The following is an 18,377-nucleotide window of genomic DNA, read 5'->3' on the forward strand; positions in this document are numbered from 1 at the left end:
ACGGCCGGTCCCTCGGGCCCACTCCGTTAGTGGATCATCTCCGAGCGGAGAGTTGGATGCTGGAGATTGAGGAGGCCTCGGGGATTTTTCGGCCGTAGCGTGCGGGGTCATGAACCCTGCTCACCCCCCTTCGATCCGGGAGTTCCCGGTGGCGGATCGCGGCCACGGCCCGTATGGCATCACCGCGGGTCCCGACGGCGCCTTGTGGTGCACCCTGGTCCACGCGGGCCAGATCGCACGCCTGACCCTCGACGGTCACGTCACGCGCCATTCCCTCGAGTCCGCCTCTTGCGGACCGTCCGTCATCACCTCCGGTCCCGATGGGGCCCTCTGGTTCACCCAGGCCCAGGCCCATCGGATCGGCCGCATCACGACGGACGGACAGGTCACCTCCTTTCCCGTGCCCACGCCGGAAAGCGGACCCTTCGGCATGACTCCGGGCCCGGACGGGGCCCTCTGGTTCACGGAGATGAACGCGGATCGCATCGGCCGCATCACGATCCGAGGGGCCATCACCGAGTTCGCGCTCCCCACGAAGGGGGCCTTCGCCTCGATGATCGCCGCCGGCTCGGATGGCGCCTTGTGGTTCACCCTGAATCAGGCGAATGCCATCGGCCGGCTGACCGTCGAGGGGGCCTTCACCCTCCATCCCCTGCCCACCGCGAACGCGGCGCCCGTGGGCCTCACGGCGGGCACGGACGGTGCGCTCTGGTTCGTCGAGATAGGCGCGGGCCAGGTCGGACGGATCACCCCGGAGGGCCACATTCACGAGTTCCCCCTGCCGGACCGTGCCGCGCGGCCCCACGCCATCGTCGCGGATCCGGCGGGCGGATGCTGGTTCACCGAGTGGGGAGCCAACCGGCTGGGCCACATCACACCGGCCGGTCGAATCCACACGTACGAACTGCCGACGCCCGCCTCGGAGCCACACGGCATCACCGTGGGGCCGGATGGCGCGATCTGGTCCGCGCTGGAGGTGGGCGCAATCGTGCGCCTCTCCGCGTTGAGGTGACGCACGCGCCCGAAGGTCATGGGCGTGCGCCGAGATCCAACCCAGCCCGCGGGTGGCTGCTCAGCGCGGCTTCACACCTTCCACTTGAGGCAGCGCGACGCGCATGGTTTCGATGAAGCGCCGTAGCCTCGCTGGATAGAAGCGGGCCGGCGGATACACCAGGTACACCGGCAGGGGCGCCGCCCGCCACCGGGGCGCCAGATGCAGCAGCCGGCCCGTGGCCAGTTCCTCCGTCAGCACCCAGGATGAGGCGATGCCCGCCCCAACGCCCATCACAACGGCGCTGCGCAGCGCGTAGAGGTCGTCCGTGGATAGCCGTGGCTGGATGGAGAAACGCGCGGTCTCGCCCGTGTCGGCGTGGGTCAGCACCACCTCGTCGCGGTAGAAGGTGCGCAGTGCCAGCCAGGGCAGTCGCGCCAGTTCCGCCGGCTGCGTGGGCAGGGATGCGCCGCCCAGCACCTCGGGCGCGGCCACCACGATGCGTGGTATCTCGCCCAAGCGCAGGGCCACCACCGAGGGGTCACGCACTTCACCAACCTGGATGGCGCAGTCGATGCCTTCGGCGATGAAATCCGGGGTGCGGTCGTGCAGCAGCCATTCCACCCTCATCCGCGGAGAGCGCCGCAGATAGTCCGCCAGCGGGCCGATGAGCTGTTGCTGGCCCAAGGCGTGCGGCGCGACCACCCGCAGCAGGCCCGCGGGCTCGTCTCCCGCGCCGCGCATCTCGCTCTCGAAGGATTGCCAGCCAGCGATCAGCTCCTTGGCCCGCTCGTAGCAGCGGGCGCCGTCGTCGGTGAGCTTCATCGCATGGGTGGAGCGCTGCAACAGCCGCACCCCCAGCGAGCGCTCCAGTGCCTGCAACCGGCGGCTCACGGTGGGCTGGGTGCTGCCCAGTTGCTCCGCGGCGGCCGACAGACTGCCGGCCTCGACGATGCGCACGAAGGTCTCCATCAGCGCCAGACGGTCGGCGCCGGCCACGGCATCGGCTTTCATGCGCCAGGCGTATAGCCCTCATGCGACGGCGACGTCTACCGCTCCGCCCGCCTCTCGACGAAATTGCCTTCCATGACACCCCATCCAGAGACCTCCTCCCTGGCATCCATTCACTCGACGCATGAGGTTCGAGTCCACGGGCCCGGGCACACGTCGCACGCGACGCTCGTCCTGCTGCTGGCCACGGGCGCCGGCCTGGCGGTGGCCACGCTGTACTACAGCCAACCCATGCTGGGCGTGCTCGGCCCCGACCTCCACGCCAGCGACCGCGCCGTGGGCTGGATGCCCACGCTCACCCAACTGGGATACGCACTCGGCCTCCTACTGCTCGCGCCGCTGGGGGACCGCTACGACCGGCGCCGCATCATCCTGGCCAAGGCCGCGGTGCTGTGCGCCGCGCTGCTGCTGGCCAGTGCCGTGCCCTCGATTGGCCCGCTGCTGGCCGCGAGCCTGGCCGTGGGCGTGGCCGCCACGCTGGCGCAGGACCTCGTGCCCGCCGCCGCCACGCTCGCCCCGGCCGCGAATCGCGGCAAGGTGGTGGGGAGGGTGATGACCGGGCTGCTGCTGGGCATCCTGCTGTCTCGGGTGGTGAGCGGCTTCGTGGCCGAGCGCTTCGGCTGGCGCGTCATGTTCGTGGCGGCCTCCGCCAGCATCGCGCTGCTGGCCGCCGCGCTGTGGCGTGGCCTGCCTCGCTTCGCTCCGACCACGCGTCTGCCCTACGGCGCCCTGCTCGGCTCGCTCGCCACGCTGTGGCGGCACCACGGCGCGCTGCGTCGTGCGGCGCTGGCGCAGGGGCTGCTCTCGTTGGGCTTCAGCGCTTTCTGGTCGACGCTGGCGGTGATGCTGCACGGCGCGCCCTTCCACTTGGGCTCGGCGGCGGCGGGCGCCTTCGGCCTGGTCGGCGCGGTGGGCGCGCTGGCCGCACCGATGGCTGGCCGCATCGCCGACCGCCGCGGACCCGAGTGGGTCACCCGCCTGGGCGCGGGTCTGGCCGCCGTGTCGTTCGCCACCATGGCGCTGTCTTCCTGGATGCCGCCGAATGCCCGGCTGGCGCTCATCATGGTCAGCGCCATTGGCTTCGATCTGGGGATTCAGGCCTCGCTGATCGCACACCAGACCGTCGTTTACGGCATCGACCCTCCCGCGCGCAGCCGGCTCAACGCCGTGCTGATGGTGGGTGTGTTCATCGGCATGGCGACAGGTGCCGCGCTGGGCAGCCAGGCGCTGGCGGCCTGGGGCTGGACGGGTGTCACCACGATGGCCAGCGCCTCCGCGGCCGCGGCGCTGGCCGTGCGCCTGTTGCCCGGCGCGCGGCGCTGAGCCGCCGGAGGTGTCAATGCCAGACAGGTGCACCTCCAGGTTCGTCACCTGGAGATGCACGTCTCATTGAACGGCGTTCTGGCAAGTCCGGGTCAGCGCCTCACTTGGACAGGTCCAGTACCACTCGGCCCGAGATCTTCCCCGCGTGCATGCGCGTGAACACCTCGTTGACGTTCTCCAGCTTGTCGGCGGCCACCGTCGCCTTGACCTTGCCCTGCGCGGCGAAGGCCAGCGCCTCCTTCAAGTCCAAACGGGTACCGACAATCGAGCCACGCACGGTGATGCCATTGAGCACCATGCCGAAGATCGGCAACGGGAAGTCACCCGGGGGCAGGCCATTGAGCGACACCGTGCCTCCCCGGCGCACCATGCCCAGCGCCTGCTCGAAGGCCTTCGGCGACACCGCGGTGACCAGCACGCCGTGGGCGCCGCCAATCTCCTTCTTGAGGAAGGCCGCCGGATCCGTCTCACGGGCGTTGACGGTCACCGTGGCACCGAGCCGCGTGGCCAATTGCAGCTTGCTGTCGTCCACGTCCACCGCGGCCACGTTCAGGCCCATCGCCCTGGCGTACTGCACCGCCATGTGGCCGAGTCCGCCGATGCCGGAGATGACCACCCAGTCACCCGGCCGGGTATCGGTGACCTTCAAGCCCTTGTAGACGGTCACGCCCGCGCACAGCACGGGCGCGATCTCCACGAACCCAATCCCATCCGGCAGGTGTCCGACGTAATCGGCGTTGGCCAGCGCGTACTCGGCGAAGCCCCCGTTGACGGAGTAACCGGTGTTCTTCTGCTGCTCGCACAGGGTTTCCCATCCCCCCAGACAGTGCTCACAGTAGCCACAGGCTGAATACAGCCAGGGAACGCCCACACGGTCACCCTCCTTCACGTGGGTGACGCCCTCCCCCACCGCCGCCACGTGGCCCACGCCTTCGTGGCCGGGAATGAACGGCGGATTGGGCTTGACCGGCCAGTCTCCCTCGGCGGCATGCAGGTCGGTATGGCAGACACCACACGCCTCGATCTTGACCAGGACTTCCCCGCGCCCGGGACGAGGCACCTCCACCTCCTCGATCCGCAGCGGCTTGCCGAATTCACGCACGACTGCTGCCTTCATGGTCTTGTTCATGTCAGCATCCTTGCTTGTGTATGTGGATTTAGAAGAAGCCCATCGCCTTCGGCGAGTAGCTGACGAGCAGGTTCTTCGTCTGCTGGTAGTGGCTCAACATCATCCGGTGGTTCTCTCGGCCAATACCGGACTGTTTGTAGCCCCCGAAGGCCGCATGCGCCGGGTACAGGTGGTAGCAATTCGTCCAGACGCGGCCGGCCTGGATCTCGCGGCCGACGCGGTACGCGGTTGACGCATCACGGGTCCACACACCGGCGCCGAGGCCGTACAGCGTGTCGTTCGCGGTCTTCAGTGCATCGTCCAGGTCCTTGAAGGACGTGACGGAGACGACCGGTCCGAAGATCTCCTCCTGGAAAACCCGCATCCGGTTGGTGCCCTGGAAGATGGTCGGCGCGACGTAGTAGCCGTTGTCCAGGTCTCCGCCGTGGCGCAGCCGCTCGCCGCCGAGCAGCAGCTTCGCGCCCTCCTGCTTGCCGATGTCCACGTACGAGAGGATCTTCTCGAGCTGATCATTCGACGCCTGGGCGCCGATCATCGTGGAGGTGTCGAGCGGGTTGCCCGTCTTGATCTTCTTCGTGCGCTCGATCGCCCGGTCCAGGAACTCCGCGTAGATCTTCTCGCTGACGAGCGCGCGCGAGGGGCAGGTGCAGACCTCGCCCTGATTCAGGGCGAACATGGCGAAGCCCTCCATCGCCTTGTCCGCGAAGTCGTCGTTCTTCGCGAAGATGTCCTCGAAGAAGAGGTTGGGCGACTTGCCGCCGAGCTCGAGCGTCACCGGAATCAGGTTCTCGGACGCGTACTGCATGATGAGCCGTCCGGTGGTGGTCTCTCCGGTGAAGGCCACCTTCGCCACGCGCTTGTTCATGGCGAGCGGCTTGCCCGCCTCCACGCCAAAGCCGTTCACGATGTTCAACACGCCCGGCGGGAGCAGGTCGCCAATGAGCTCCGCGAGCATCAGGATCGACGCGGGCGTCTGCTCCGCCGGCTTGAGCACCACCGCGTTGCCCGCGGCGAGCGCCGGGGCGAGCTTCCATGCGGCCATGAGCAGCGGGAAGTTCCAGGGAATGATCTGCGCCACCACGCCCAGCGGCTCGTGAAAGTGGTACGCGACCGTGTCCGCATCCAGCTCGGACAGACTGCCTTCTTGTGAACGGATGCAGCCCGCGAAGTAGCGGAAGTGGTCCACCGTCAGGGGCAGGTCGGCGGCGAGCGTCTCGCGGATCGGCTTGCCGTTGTCCCACGTCTCCGCGATCGCGAGCTTCTCGAGGTTCTGCTCGATGCGGTCCGCGATCTTATTGAGGATGACCGCACGCTCGGCGGGCGGGGTCTTCCCCCAACCCGTCTTCGCGCGGTGCGCGGCGTCGAGCGCGGCCTCGATGTCGCTCGCATCCGAGCGGGGAATCTCACAGAACGCACGGCCGGTGACGGGCGTCACGTTCTCGAAGTACAGGCCCCGCTTTGGCGGCGTCCATTCACCTCCGATGTAGTTGGCGTAGCGGGACTTGAACTGGACCGGGGAACCCGACGAGTTGGGGGCTGCGTACACCTTGCTGGACATCCGCGCTCCAGGGGTAGGGGCCGCGGGATCGCGGCATGCGCCCAGACCCTCTTTGCAGCGTGCGTGCCCAGCCCTTTCCCTCTCACGAGGTGTCGCGAACTGGAGCGGAAGCGGTCACCGCGACGCGACGATTGCAGCGTTTCGCGACATGACGCGGGATGTCACGCGAAAGGGCGCCAGGCACGCGTGCAATCCCCCGACATCTTGTTCCAACATTCGGAATGTCGAGACGGGGGCGTGAGTAGCGAATCAGAGGAGGACACCGGGATGCTCAAACTGGTCGAGCCAGGACCCAGGCTCTGGGAGCGATTCGTCTCGGGATCCGTCGAAGCGGAGGAGCGAGCGCATGCCCTTCTCGGCCGATGGTCGCGCGCGGTCGCGCTGGGCGCGAAGGCGAATGGGCCCGCGCACTCCGAAGGCGTCACCGACGCGGAACTCCATTCCCGACGCGAACGCCTCACCCAGCAATGCGTTGACGCGGTCCAGCTCGTCTCGCGGCTCGCCACGGAGACGAGCGCCTCCGCGTTCCGCGCGGTCCTCACCGATGCCGAGGGCGTCGTGGTGATCGCCCGGGGCGGCGTCGGCGCGTCCCTTCATTCAGCGGACACGTCACGGCTGGTGGAGGGCGCGAACTGGGCCGAGAGCACGCGCGGCACGAACGCCATTGGCACCGCGATCGCGGAGGGCGAGCCGGTGGCGGTGGTCGGACGCGCGCACCTCGAGGAGCGCAACCATGGCCTCGTCTGCTACGCGGCACCCATCCGCGATCCGTTCGGCGACCTCGTCGCCATTCTGGACGTGAGCGGCGCCGTGACCCAGGCGAACCCGCTGCTCGAGGCGCTCGTGCTCGCGTCCGCGCACGCCGTCGAGCAATCGCTCCGGCTGCGAAGCTATGAGGAGATGCTCGTGGGGGGCCGCCGGAATCTGGAGGCCCAGCTCGACGGCTCCGCGTCGCTTCTGGTCGAGGCGCCCGGCGTCGTCAGACAGGTGAGTACGGACGCGGCGGCGAAGCTCGGCCAGTCCCCCTCTTCCGTGATGGGACGACCCGTCGAGGACGTCCTCCAGCTGTCGTGGACCGCGCTCGTGGAGGCGGCCCTGAGCGGCAAGCCGTGTCGCGTCTCCGGCTCGCGCCTTCACCCCGTGCCGCACTTCGACGCGCGCGGACGCCCACTCGCGCTCGCCGTCTTCGTCGAGCGCGACGTTCCCCGGGCGCGCTCGGCGGATCCACTGCCGAGCTCGTTCGATGTGCTCGTGGGTAGCGATCCGGTGCTCCAGGACACGAAGCAACGGGCGGCTCGGGTCGCACGGAGTCCGCTTCCGGTCCTGTTGCTCGCCGAGACAGGGACCGGCAAGGAATTGCTCGCACGCGCCATTCACGAGGCGAGCAACCACGCGTCCGGACCCTTCCTCGCGCTCAACTGCGGGGCGATGCCCGCGGGCATCCTCGAGGCCGAGCTGTTCGGCTACGCGCCCGGTGCATTCACTGGCGCCCTCGCCGCCGGAAGCAAGGGCAAGCTCGGCGCGGTCGATGGTGGAACGCTGTTCCTCGACGAAATCGGCGAGATGCCCGAGCCCCTGCAAGCGCTCCTGCTCCGGGTGCTCGATGATGGCCACTACTTCCGGCTCGGAGAAACGAGGCCCCGGGAGTCCCGCTTCCGGCTCATCAGCGCCACCTGCCGCGACCTGCCCGCGCTGGTGGAATCGGGGAAGTTCCGGAGAGATCTCTACTATCGCATCCGCGGCGCGGTGCTCTCCCTCCCCCCTCTCCGACGGAGAACGGACAAGACCGAACTCGCTCGCGCGCTCGTGGAGAAGATCGCCCGGGCACAAGGCGGCGCGGCGCTCCCGTTGGCCCCCGAGACCGTGCGGCTCATCGAGGCGCACACGTGGCCAGGAAACGTCCGTGAGATGAAGTCCGCCCTCGCTCACGCCCTCGCGCTCGGGGGTGAGGGTGAGCTGCTCGAGCCCGAACACCTGCCCGAGGATGTCGCGGAGGCCACCGGCCCGGCGGTCAAGAACGAGGGCGGCGGCAGGAAGGCCGCGGAGGCCCGCGCGCTGCGGGAAGCGATGGCCGCGGCGAACGGGAACCTCAGCGAGGCGGCGCGGCGCCTCGGCGTGGCGCGGAGCACCCTCTACCGGATGCTGGGCCGACGAGGCGGTGAATGAAGGGCTGAGGGGAATTCCCTCAGAAGAGGCGGACTCCCACGAAGAAGGCGGTAGCGAGACCGAAGCGGAACCATCGGCGCTCGTCGTCGGTGAACGCATGCGTGCCCCGGGTGAGGGTGAGCTCGGAGGCTCCCGTGGAGAAGCGCAAACGGGCCTCACCGCCGAGGAAGAAACGCGAGGAGGGAACGTAGTTGCCTCCCAGGCCCAGGCCGAAAACGGCACCCCGGCCACGGCCCTCGAATCGATAGGTGGGCGTGGTGACGGTGGTGCGCGGCTCCGTCACCCCCCCGAGCACGAAGCCAAACAGGTCGACCTTGTCGTAGTTCCGCCCGGACAGGGCGAAGTGATAGCCCAGGCGGCCCACGGCGGAGAGTTCCCAACGCGAGGTGTCTCGCTCGGAGAAGAGATTGGGCACCCAACAGGCGAGCGCGCACAGGTTGCCACTGAACTCTCCGCCAAGCGCGAGCGTGCCGGTGGCGACCCTCAACACGCCGATCTCCACGGTGGCTCCGGCCTCCAGGGAGAGCGGAAGGAGCGAGGCCGCCCCCTCGAGGCGCAGATCGACCTGGCCCGGGCGCAGGACGGGCGGCGTCCGCTCCTGGGCCTCGGCTCCGCCGAGAGCCACGCAGAGCGAAAGGAGGGTCCCTCTCCCAAGTGCCTGTCCAAGGCCATGCGCGCTCATCGGCTTCGCATCCAGGCATCCCACGGCAGGGGCTCGGCGATGTGCTCGACCAGGAAGTCGATGAAGGTGCGAACCTTGGGTGAGAGGTGGCGGCGGCTCGGGTAGACCGCGTACAGGGTGAGCGAGGGCACGGGATACTCCGGCAGCAAACGGAGGAGCCGACCCGTCCGCAGATCCTCGCCCACCTGGAAGGTGGGCTCCTGGATGATGCCCCGGCCCGCCAGCGCCGCCGCGCGCAACGAGTCTCCGTTGTTGGTGGAGAACGAGCCCTGGACGGAGACCCGGACGCGCCCGGTCGGGCCCTCGAACTCCCAACTGCCGCGTACCGCGTCGTAGGTGTAACACAGGCACTCGTGGTGACGGAGATCCTCCGGCGTCCGCGGAATCCCATGGCGCTCGAGGTACGCGGGCGCCGCGCAGACCGCCAGACGCATCACGGCCAGCGGCCGGGCCACCAGCGTCGTCTTCAACTCGTGGGTGATGCGCAAGGCCAGGTCATAGCCTTCCTCGACCATGTCCACCATGCGGTCCGCGAGCGACACGTCCAGCTTCACCTCCGGGTAGCGCGCCATGTAGTCCAGGAACAGCGGCGTGAGGTGCCGGATGCCAAAGGACACGGGCGCCGCCACGCGCAGCAGACCCCGGGGATTCTCCGCCGCGGAGGCAATGGCCAGCTCCGCCTCGTCCACATCGTTCAGGATCTGCGCGCATCGCTCGTAATAGCTCCGCCCGCTGTCGGTGAGGTACAGCCTGCGCGTCGTGCGGTGCAGCAGCCTCACACCCAACCGCGCCTCCAGATCGGCCACCTGCCGCGAGGCCGCCGTGGCCGAGATGCCCAATCGCTCCGCCGCTCGCGAGAAGCCCTCCAGCTCCACCACCTTCGCGAACACCCGCATGGCTTGAAAGACATCCATCCACTCATTCCCCCGTTTTTCGGGAGAATGATTTTAGCGAAAGCCCGTTTTTCCCGTCTACGGGGGGATGTATCGATTCAGCCGTCAGCCGCTGGCGACCGCCACCGGGCCAGCGCGCTTCCTCGAGGATTCGACCATGCAAGAAGCCCTGGGTCACCTGGACCGCATTTCCCATGAGCTGGAAGGACATGCGCTCTACCGCTGGATTGGCGCCTCCCATCTGAAGGACTCGCGGCGGCACTACGACTGTTTCGTGCCCTTGTTCGGCTTCGTGATGTCCTTTCCCTTCTACAACGAGCGCTACCTGGCCTACGGCGCGGAGGAGGCCGGACACGAGGAAGGCGCGCCGCTCAAGCACGCCATCAACGCCCACGTCCAGGAGGACCGGACGCACGCGCGGCTCTTCCTGGCGGACTTCCGCAAGCTGGGGCTCGACGAGCTGTGGGGCACCCGGCGCGCGAGCTCGCTGATGTGGGCGCTCTGGGTATCGCCCCTGCTCGACCCGGGACGCGCCGTGGAGAGCCAGCGCATCCAGGAGCTCGTGGGCGACGAGGCGGAGACACCCGCCTACCGCTATCTGCACCTGGAGCAACTCGAGAAGGATGGCAACCTGCTCTTCTCCGCCACGACCCGCAAGGCGGTGCAGGTGATGGAGCAGACGGGCATCACCCCGGTCTACTTCGGCATGCACCACCTGGAGCGGGAGTCGGGACACGTGGGGGGCTCGGAGAGCGAGCAGGTGACGTTCTCCGCCGAGCAGACCCAACGAGCCCTGAGGCTCGTCGAGCGCAAGCATGCGCTCTCCGTGAAGATGAACGACTTCATGCATCAGTTCGTCCAGAAGGCGGAGGAGGCTGGCGGACCGGGCCCCCTGCTGTCACGCGAACGGACCGAGCGTCTGAGGAGTGTGCGGGAGCAACTGGCCGCGTACCGGGCCGGCCACCTCCCCGCACCGGCATGGAGCCCACGGCCCGCGCATGTCACGGAGCAGGGCGAGCTGGTCGCCGCCTGGGAGCGTCACCACGCCGACTTCATGGGCCACCCCTTCGCCGAGCTGCTGCGGAACGCCCAAGGACCGGAAGCGGCCTTCGCGCTGCGCTGCGCGGCGCTGCTGTTCGCCCCCCGCATCAGCGCGCTGCATGCCTTCTACCTCCAGGACTGCCGGGTGGAGGAGCCCACCACGGGGCCCGGTGCCCAGACGGTGGACTTCCTGCGCCGGACGTTCTCCACCGAGGCCGAGCTGTTCTTCCACGACTGGGAGGTGCTGGGGATGGATGCCCGCATCCCCTGGAAGCCCGCGGAGCTGCTGGAGTTCTGGTTCTTCGACAAGGTGTATGGCCGGCCGGAGATGGAGGCCCTGCACGAGTTCCGGCGCGAGACGTTGCGCGTCCCGAACGATCCCCTCCTCAAGTACTGGGCCCTCCTGTCCATCCACTTCATGTCGCGCGCCTTCTTCGGCCACCTGCGCGCGCTCACGGAGCGCTTCGCGGCGAACAACCCGGTGAGCGAGCCCCTGGTCTACCTCGAGGGTACACACCACCTGCTCTACGGCCGGATGGCGTCGGACTGGAGGGCGCCGACGTGCCCCACCTCGCTCGCGCACCTGCCGGTGACGGAGGAGCAGCGGCGCGCGGTGTCGCGGATGATGGAGGCGTTCGCCACATATGGCCGCCGGCAGTTCGACAACCTGGCGCGAGCGCTGACCACCGACCGGGAGCGCTTCTCCTTCCTGCGAGAGTCCCAGGACGCCTCCACGTTCGTGTGAGAAGAAAGGAGGCCGCTATGTTGAAGACTCGAATCACCCAGCAGTACGGACTGGACGTCCCCATCATCAGCGCCGGCATGGCCTTCGTGGCGGGACCTTCGCTCGCCGCCTCGGTGAGCAACGCCGGCGGCATGGGCGTGCTCGGCGGGGCGATGCTGCCCCCTCCGGCCCTTCGTTCCCTGGTGCGAGCGACCCGGGAACTGACGGCGCGGCCCTTCGGCGTGGATCTGCTGGGGGACTTCGTGGAGGACGCCCACATCGAGGTGCTCGCCGAGGAGCGGGTGGCGGTGGTGGTGTTCTTCTGGTCCCCACCGAAGCGCGCGCACCTGGAGCGGCTGCGAGGCGCGGGCGCGCGGGTGTGGATCCAGGTGGGCTCGGTGGCGGAGGCGCGGGAGGCGGCGGCACTGGGCGCGGAGGCGATCATCGCGCAAGGCGCGGAGGCCGGCGGACACAACCGCGCGGAGGCGAGCACCTTCGCGCTGCTGCCCGCGGTGAGGGCGGCGGTGGCTCCGATCCCGGTGATCGCCGCCGGGGGAATCGTGGATGGGCGGAGTCTGGCGGCGGCGCTGGCGCTCGGGGCGGAGGCGGTGTGGTGCGGCACCCGTTTCCTGGCCAGCGTGGAGGCCCAGGCCCATGACGAGTACAAGCGCCGCGTGCTGAGCGCGAGCGTGGGGGACACGGTGCGCACGAAGCTGTTCGGCCCCGAGTGGCCCGGCCAGTCCATGCGCGTGCTGCGCAACCGGGTGGTTCGCGAGTGGTCCGGGCGCGAGGCCGAGGCCGAGGCGCCGCGGGAGCCCGAGCCCATTGGCCACACCGTGATGGGCGGCCAGCGGGTGCCCCTGCCCAAGTTCTCCGCGCTCCTGCCCACGACCCAGACCGAGGGGGACTTCGAGGAGATGGGCCTGACCATGGGCGAGTCGTGCGGCAACGTGCGCGAGCTGCTCCCGGCCGCCACCCTCGTCGCGTCGATGGCGGAGGAAGCCCGCGCGGTGCTCACCGCGCTCGCCCGTCCCACGGACTGAGCGGGCGGAAGGACACACCCCGGCGGGTCCTGTGAAGGCCCGAGGCCTCTGGTAGAAGCGGCCGCCATGACGACCGACGTCCTGATGCTGTCCTACTCCGGCTGCGACACCTGCAAGAAGGCCTCGCGGTGGCTCGAGCAACACGGAATCACCCCCCGCGTGCGCCCCATCGTCGAGGAGCCGCCCACCCCCGCCGAGCTCGCGAAGTGGGTGCCCCAAAGTGGGCTGTCCGTGCGCAAGTGGCTCAACACCAGTGGACAGAGCTACCGCGCGCTCGGCAAGGCCACGGTGGACGCCGCGAGCGACGCGACGCTCGTCGAGTGGCTCGCGGCCGATGGCAAGCTCGTCAAACGGCCCGTGCTCGTGCGGGGCTCGCGCGTGCTCGTCGGCTTCAAGCCCGAGGCCTACGCCGAGCTCTTCCCAGACACGTGACCCAGGGGTCTCTCCCGCCCCCTCACCATGCCCGCGACGACCGTTGGGGCGGGACAATCTGGCGTGCTCCCTGGACATCAGGGAATGGGGGGCGCGAGCGCGGGAGCGAGCAAGGCCTGTTTCTCGGTGTGGACCGTGGTCCAGTCCTCCAGGAGCAGGCCGCCGGTGTCCCAGGAGTTGGGGTTGAGGGACCAGAAGGCGAAGCCCACGCGATGCTCCGCGAGGTAGCGCGTGAGGGTCTGGAGCCACTGCCGATCCGACTCCGTCTGGAGCTTCGAGCCCAGCTCACCGACCCAGACCGGTGCACGGTTCTCCTTCACGAGGAAGCCCCACGCGGAATCCCAGACACCGGGCAGGTTCGCCGGGTAGCCGGTGCGCGCCTTGTCCTTGAACCATGCCTCCGCGGAGACGCTCTCCGGATAGTCATGCGCCGAGTACACCAGCCGCCCGGGCACATCGAGCCGCACCGGGAAGTCCCGCGCGCCTCGCAGGTTGCCACCCCACCAGTAGTAGTTGCCGCCGTGCAGGCCAATGCCTTCCACGATGATGAGCAGGTCCGGGTTCTCCGCGAGGATGGCATTGCCCGCCCGCTCGGCGGCGAGCCGCCAATCCGTATCGAGATTGCCATCCCCCCACGTGGCCCGGCCGTGAGGCTCGTTGTGCAGGTCCACGCCCACCACCGTGGGCTCGCCCTTGTAGCGGCGCACGAGCCGCTTCCAGTCCTCGATCCATGCCGCCTCTTCCTGGACGCGGTCGCTCTGGTACCAGAGCTCCGTCTGGCTGGAGATGTCCGGGCGATGCCGGTCGAGCACGATCCGCAGTCCCCGCTCCTTCGCCGCCGCGACGATGCGATCCAGGACCTGGAGCGACGAGAGCCCGCTCAGCTCCGGGTTGAGCGTGGCGCTCACATTCGAGGGCTCGGGGTACACGCCCTCGCGCAGCACGTCGTTGCTGTAGGGCAGGCGCAGCATGTTGAAGCCGAGTGACTTCACCTGATCCAACAGGCGCCCCAAGGGCCTGCGGTCCAGGCCATAGGGCACGCGCGAAGGGCCCTCGAAACCAAACCAGTTGAGGCCCGTGAGCCGCACCTCGCGGCCATCCGAGGTGTAGAGACGCGCGCCCTCGGTGTGCAGATAGCCTCCGGAGTCCATGGGCTCCTCCACCGCGAGCACCGGCGGGGCCTCTGGGGGACGCTCGCCACACGCGGCGGCCAGCAGCACCAATCCCAGGCACATCCCGACAACCCTCATGCACAACCCCCCGTGGTGGGGCGCTCCGAGCGCCGGGCGGTTCAATAGCTACCCTCCCCCCCGCACCGCACTCGCGCCCCGGGGATACCTTGCACCAGCGAACAGCCAAGAGGGACCGCGAGGCAGGTTCACCCGCGTCCATCGACGTTCATTCCGGAAGAACGGGTGAAAACCAAGCTATCCGCCAACAAGGAATTCGAGGTCAGGCGGCGTTCGCCTCGGGGTACCAGGTGGCCCGCTCCGACAGGTTCTGGGGCTCCTCCGACCAGAAACGCAACCACTCGGACCGCAGCGCGCGGGCATCCCGCCGGCCCAGGTCGATGAGCCGGTCCGCGAAGCCGCCATCGAAGAGCAGATAGGACGCCAGAACCGCCGAGCGCGTGCCCTCCTGATCCACCATCCGGAGGATCGTCTTGTGCGCCAGGCCCTGGCCCTTGCTCCGGAAGCCCGGAGTGCGGACGTATTCGGCCGCCAGCACGCCCAGATCCTGGGAGGGCCGCACGAGCAATTCCCTCACGTAGCGCAGCGGCTGGGAGCGGTGCCCGCCCAACGCCGCGCCGAGCGTGCGCGCGAAGTCCTTGCCGTACGCCGCCGTGCCCGCCTCGATCAAGGTGTTGAGCCGCCGCAACCGGCCCAGATCCTGATCCGTGCGATCCATCATCAACGTGGCGAGCATCTTTCCCGCGAGCAGGGGCGCGGCCGCGAAGGCCTGGGACGGCGACACGGCGGGCGGGGACGACGGACGGGCGTCATGCCGCAGCGACACGACGATCACCCGCTGGGCGCCCAGCCGCAACGCGGGACTGAGCGGGACGTTGAGCCGCAGCCCTCCATCCACGTGCAGCTCGCCACGCAGCCGCACCGCCGGAAAGACGACGGGAATGGCGGCCGAGGCCAGCGCATGGGTGGGACCGACGCGGGTCGCCTCGGCCTGGTAGAAAGGATCATCCCCCCAGGAGGGCACGCCTCCGCCGTGCCGCTGGACGAACACCGTGGCCCGTCCGCTGCTCACGTGGGTGGTGCTCACCGCGAGCGCTTCGACATGGCCCTTGCGCACGTTGCGGCCGATGCCCGGCCACGGGATGCCCCGGCCCACGATCGCCCGCAGGCCCCGCGGATCCACCAACCCGCCGTATTGAATGTCCCGGGGATGGGGCGCGGGCTTGCCGAACGCCTCGCGCAGCACGCGCAGGAAATCGCCCATTCCCACGCGCAGCACCTCCTCCACCTTCATCCCCGTCCAGTGCGCGCGGATCCCCGCGCCCTGCAGTTCCGGCCGATCATTCGTCGCCGCGAGGTAGCAGGCGTGGAGCGCGCCCACCGACGTGCCCACGAAGATGTCCAGGGGCAGCGTCCGGCCCAACTCCGGTTCGAGCTCATCCCGCAGGTACGACAACACGCCCGCCTCGTACGCCCCACGAGCGCCACCACCACCCAGCACCAGGGCCGTCTTCTGGCCGGTTCGCATGGTCACGTCCTCTCCTCGCCCCAAGTCTAGAAGGAGGGATGCGTCGACGGCGAGCGGTGAGCCCCAGGACACGATGCGTCAGGGGACGAGCGCCCGGAAGAATCCGGGGAGCATCTGGGCGGGAGACTGGTTACCTTCACTCATGCGCCGGAGCCCTCCTCACCCGCCCGTCGCACCCGGAGTGGAACCATGTGGAAACAACTGGGACTGGTTCTGGCGGTGGCCCTGGTGGGACTCGGACCCGGGTCCGCCGAGGCGCGTTTTGGCAAACGCTCCAACCCGCCTCCGTCGAATTCCGGCGGCTCGCCTGGACGGCCCTCGCCCTCGCCCTCGCCCGGGCATGACGCGAGCAGCCCCCGCCCCCGTCCTCGTCCATCCGGTGGTTATTACTCCGGGTACTTCTCTCCCTACGGCTATTACGGAGATCCCTGGAACCGGTACGCCTACTTCGATCCGGCGTGGGCCTGGCCCTTCATGGGCCCGTACGTGCCGAGCTATGGCCGCTACTACGTCTCCGCGCCAGACTGGCGCCGCTCGCGAACCGTGGTGGGTGTCGAGGACGCCGCCGTGAAGCCCATCACGACGGACTTCTTCGCGGATGGAGGGGCCGTGTCGGAGGGCTACTCGGTGGGCCTCGGCATGCAGACGGACGGAGAGCGCTTCGGCTTCGGCCTCAAGCTCAACCTGTTCAACCTGGCCACGGATGATGGCTCGCCCGGCCGGGACTCCATCTCGCTCATCTCGGTCGCGCCGAGCATCCTCCTGGTGAATCGGGAGCGGGTGACGTGGCGGGTGTCCGGTGGCCTGGATGCCGCCTTCGCCCCGGATGTCACCATGGTGGGACCTGGCCTGGGCACGAGTGCCCGGTTGGGGCTCGTGGGACCGCTCAAGCTGGAGGCCAGTGCCCACCTGACGCCCCTGCCCTACGTCCAGCTCAACGGGGACGCCGGGCTCGCCGTGGATCTGGGGCTCGTGCGGCTGCGGGGTGGATACCGTGCCACCTACCTGAACGATCAGGGCGCGGTGGATGGCAACGTCCACCGCGACTTCTTCCGGGGCCCCTACGCCGGCTTCTCGTTGGTGCTCTGAGGAGCGGCGGTTGTGTCGGGGGCCACCGCTGGGGTAGGCACGACGGATGGCCCGTCCACCCAGTGCCACCGCCCCCCAGCGCTTCCCGCCGCAAATCCCCTACATCATCGGCAACGAGGCGTGTGAGCGCTTCAGCTTCTACGGGATGCGGAACATCCTCACGGTGTTCCTCATCGACTACCTGCTGCGCAACGCCGTGCCGGACGAAGGCGCCCGCTCGGCCCAGGCCAAGAGCCTGATGCACCTGTTCATGGCGGGCGTGTACTTCTGCCCGCTGCTGGGCGGCTATCTCGCGGACCGCTGGCTCGGCAAGTACAAGGTCATCTTCTGGCTGAGCCTGGTGTACTGCCTGGGCCACGCGTTCCTGGCCATCTTCGAGAACAACGCCACGGGCTTCTACACGGGCCTGGTGCTCATCTCCCTGGGCAGCGGCGGCATCAAACCGTGCGTGAGCGCCATGGTGGGCGACCAGTTCACCGAGGACAACAAGCACCTGGTGAAGAAGGTCTTCGCCATCTTCTACTGGACCATCAACTTCGGTTCCTTCTTCGCCTCGCTGCTCATCCCGCTGACGCTCAAGCACCTGGGGCCCGCGGTGGCGTTCGGCATTCCCGGCGTGCTGATGTTCCTGGCCACGGTCATCTTCTGGGCCGGTCGCAAGCACTACGTGGTGGTGCCGCCCACCGGGCCCAACCCCCACTCCTTCCTCAAGGTCGTCTTCTCCGCCCTCCGCGCGCCGAAGCGGCGGGGCACCCACTGGCTCGATGGCGCCACGCGCGAGCATCCCGCCGAGGCCGTGGAGGGCGCCAAGGCCGTGCTGCGCGTGAGCGGCCTGCTACTGCCCACCATCCCCTTCTTCTGGATGCTCTTCGATCAGAAGGCCTCCACGTGGGTCATCCAGGCGCGCGCCATGGATCCCCAGGTGGGCCCCTTCACCTTCCAGCCCAGCCAGATGCAGTTCATCAACCCGGCGCTGGTGATGATCCTCATCCCCCTGCTCGTGGGACTCGTGTACCCCGCCTTCCAGCGCGCGGGCTGGGAGCTCACCCCGCTGCGCCGCATGCCGCTCGGGCTCGCGGTGGGAGCCGTCTCCTACGCCATCGCGGGCTACTTCCAGGTGGTGCTGGAGCGGGGCACGGTCCTCAACATCGCCTGGCAGCTCCTACCCTACGTGGTGCTCACGCTGGCGGAAATCCTCGTGTCCACCACGGGGCTGGAGTTCGCCTACACCCAGGCGCCCCGGGAGATGAAGGGCATCGTCCAGAGCCTCTGGCTGCTCACCTCCACGCTCGCCAACGTGGCGGTGGCCATCGCCGCCGCGCTCAATGTCTTCACCGGCTCCGGGCAGTTCTTCTTCTATGGAGGGCTGGCGCTGCTGGCCGCCGTGGGCATGGGCCTCATGGCGCGCCGCTACCAGGTGCACGACTACTACCAGGTGGACGCGGCCAGCGTCGTGCCCGACCGCGCCCAGCCCCCGCCCGCCCGGGAGAGCCAGGCGCTGTAAACACGAACGCCGGAGCACGGGGAGTGCTCCGGCGTCCAGGGCCCGGAAGGGGCCGTCACGTCCCGAGAAGAGG

Annotated in this window: 15 protein-coding genes; 8 read left to right on the forward strand and 7 right to left on the reverse strand. The window is 69.0% G+C overall.

Annotated features, from left to right (window positions below):
- Positions 1-109 precede the first annotated feature (109 nt).
- Positions 110-1,012, forward strand: coding sequence for a Vgb family protein (locus tag MEBOL_RS03430; protein ID WP_095976058.1), 903 nt, complete (start codon positions 110-112; stop codon positions 1,010-1,012).
- Positions 1,013-1,072: 60 nt separating this feature from the next.
- Here the strand turns inward: MEBOL_RS03430 and MEBOL_RS03435 are convergent, their stop codons facing one another.
- Positions 1,073-2,005: a LysR family transcriptional regulator gene (locus MEBOL_RS03435; protein ID WP_095976059.1), complete on the reverse strand. Its 933-nt coding sequence runs from the start codon at positions 2,003-2,005 to the stop codon at positions 1,073-1,075.
- Between the two features lie 72 nt (positions 2,006-2,077).
- Between MEBOL_RS03435 and MEBOL_RS03440 the strand changes: the two genes are divergently transcribed.
- Entirely contained in the window at positions 2,078-3,325 is a 1,248-nt protein-coding gene (locus MEBOL_RS03440; protein WP_095976060.1) for an MFS transporter, read from the forward strand.
- 100 nt (positions 3,326-3,425) lie between these two features.
- On the opposite strand, the gene adhP is transcribed toward MEBOL_RS03440, so the two are convergent.
- Positions 3,426-4,454, reverse strand: a complete 1,029-nt coding sequence (gene adhP / locus MEBOL_RS03445) for an alcohol dehydrogenase AdhP (protein ID WP_095976061.1) — start codon at positions 4,452-4,454, stop codon at positions 3,426-3,428.
- Between the two features lie 28 nt (positions 4,455-4,482).
- Entirely contained in the window at positions 4,483-6,012 is a 1,530-nt protein-coding gene (gene exaC, locus MEBOL_RS03450) for an acetaldehyde dehydrogenase ExaC (protein WP_095976062.1), read from the reverse strand.
- A gap of 267 nt (positions 6,013-6,279) precedes the next feature.
- On the opposite strand from exaC, the gene MEBOL_RS03455 reads away from it, so the two are divergent.
- Entirely contained in the window at positions 6,280-8,178 is a 1,899-nt protein-coding gene (locus tag MEBOL_RS03455; protein ID WP_095976063.1) for a sigma-54-dependent Fis family transcriptional regulator, read from the forward strand.
- Between the two features lie 19 nt (positions 8,179-8,197).
- Here MEBOL_RS03455 and MEBOL_RS03460 read toward each other — a convergent pair whose 3' ends face one another.
- A complete protein-coding gene (locus MEBOL_RS03460) occupies positions 8,198-8,803 on the reverse strand; it encodes a hypothetical protein (protein ID WP_095976064.1) in 606 nt (201 codons plus the stop codon).
- A 53-nt stretch (positions 8,804-8,856) separates the two neighbouring features.
- Positions 8,857-9,774 carry a LysR family transcriptional regulator gene (locus MEBOL_RS03465; protein WP_095976065.1) on the reverse strand — a complete coding sequence of 306 codons (918 nt, stop codon included), beginning with the start codon at positions 9,772-9,774 and terminating at the stop codon, positions 8,857-8,859.
- 136 nt (positions 9,775-9,910) lie between these two features.
- Between MEBOL_RS03465 and MEBOL_RS03470 the strand changes: the two genes are divergently transcribed.
- The 3 genes from MEBOL_RS03470 to MEBOL_RS03480 all read left to right on the forward strand — a co-directional run bounded on the left by MEBOL_RS03470 (position 9,911) and on the right by MEBOL_RS03480 (position 12,993).
- Entirely contained in the window at positions 9,911-11,539 is a 1,629-nt protein-coding gene (locus MEBOL_RS03470) for a hypothetical protein (protein ID WP_157774735.1), read from the forward strand.
- Positions 11,540-11,556: 17 nt separating this feature from the next.
- A complete protein-coding gene (locus MEBOL_RS03475; RefSeq protein WP_170115437.1) occupies positions 11,557-12,561 on the forward strand; it encodes an NAD(P)H-dependent flavin oxidoreductase in 1,005 nt (334 codons plus the stop codon).
- Between the two features lie 66 nt (positions 12,562-12,627).
- Entirely contained in the window at positions 12,628-12,993 is a 366-nt protein-coding gene (locus MEBOL_RS03480; protein ID WP_095976067.1) for an arsenate reductase family protein, read from the forward strand.
- A 77-nt stretch (positions 12,994-13,070) separates the two neighbouring features.
- On the opposite strand, the gene MEBOL_RS03485 is transcribed toward MEBOL_RS03480, so the two are convergent.
- Both MEBOL_RS03485 and MEBOL_RS03490 read right to left on the reverse strand, forming a co-directional pair.
- On the reverse strand, positions 13,071-14,228 hold the full coding sequence (locus MEBOL_RS03485) for a glycoside hydrolase family 5 protein (protein ID WP_157774736.1): 1,158 nt from the start codon (positions 14,226-14,228) through the stop codon (positions 13,071-13,073).
- Between the two features lie 217 nt (positions 14,229-14,445).
- Positions 14,446-15,711 carry a patatin-like phospholipase family protein gene (locus tag MEBOL_RS03490; protein ID WP_095976069.1) on the reverse strand — a complete coding sequence of 422 codons (1,266 nt, stop codon included), beginning with the start codon at positions 15,709-15,711 and terminating at the stop codon, positions 14,446-14,448.
- A gap of 189 nt (positions 15,712-15,900) precedes the next feature.
- Between MEBOL_RS03490 and MEBOL_RS03495 the strand changes: the two genes are divergently transcribed.
- Both MEBOL_RS03495 and MEBOL_RS03500 read left to right on the forward strand, forming a co-directional pair.
- Positions 15,901-16,800, forward strand: a complete 900-nt coding sequence (locus MEBOL_RS03495; protein ID WP_095976070.1) for a hypothetical protein — start codon at positions 15,901-15,903, stop codon at positions 16,798-16,800.
- A gap of 46 nt (positions 16,801-16,846) precedes the next feature.
- Positions 16,847-18,304 carry a POT family MFS transporter gene (locus MEBOL_RS03500; RefSeq protein ID WP_095976071.1) on the forward strand — a complete coding sequence of 486 codons (1,458 nt, stop codon included), beginning with the start codon at positions 16,847-16,849 and terminating at the stop codon, positions 18,302-18,304.
- The last annotated feature ends 73 nt before the right edge of the window (positions 18,305-18,377 follow it).

The sequence above is a fragment of the Melittangium boletus DSM 14713 genome (assembly GCF_002305855.1).
GTDB lineage: Bacteria > Myxococcota > Myxococcia > Myxococcales > Myxococcaceae > Cystobacter > Cystobacter boletus.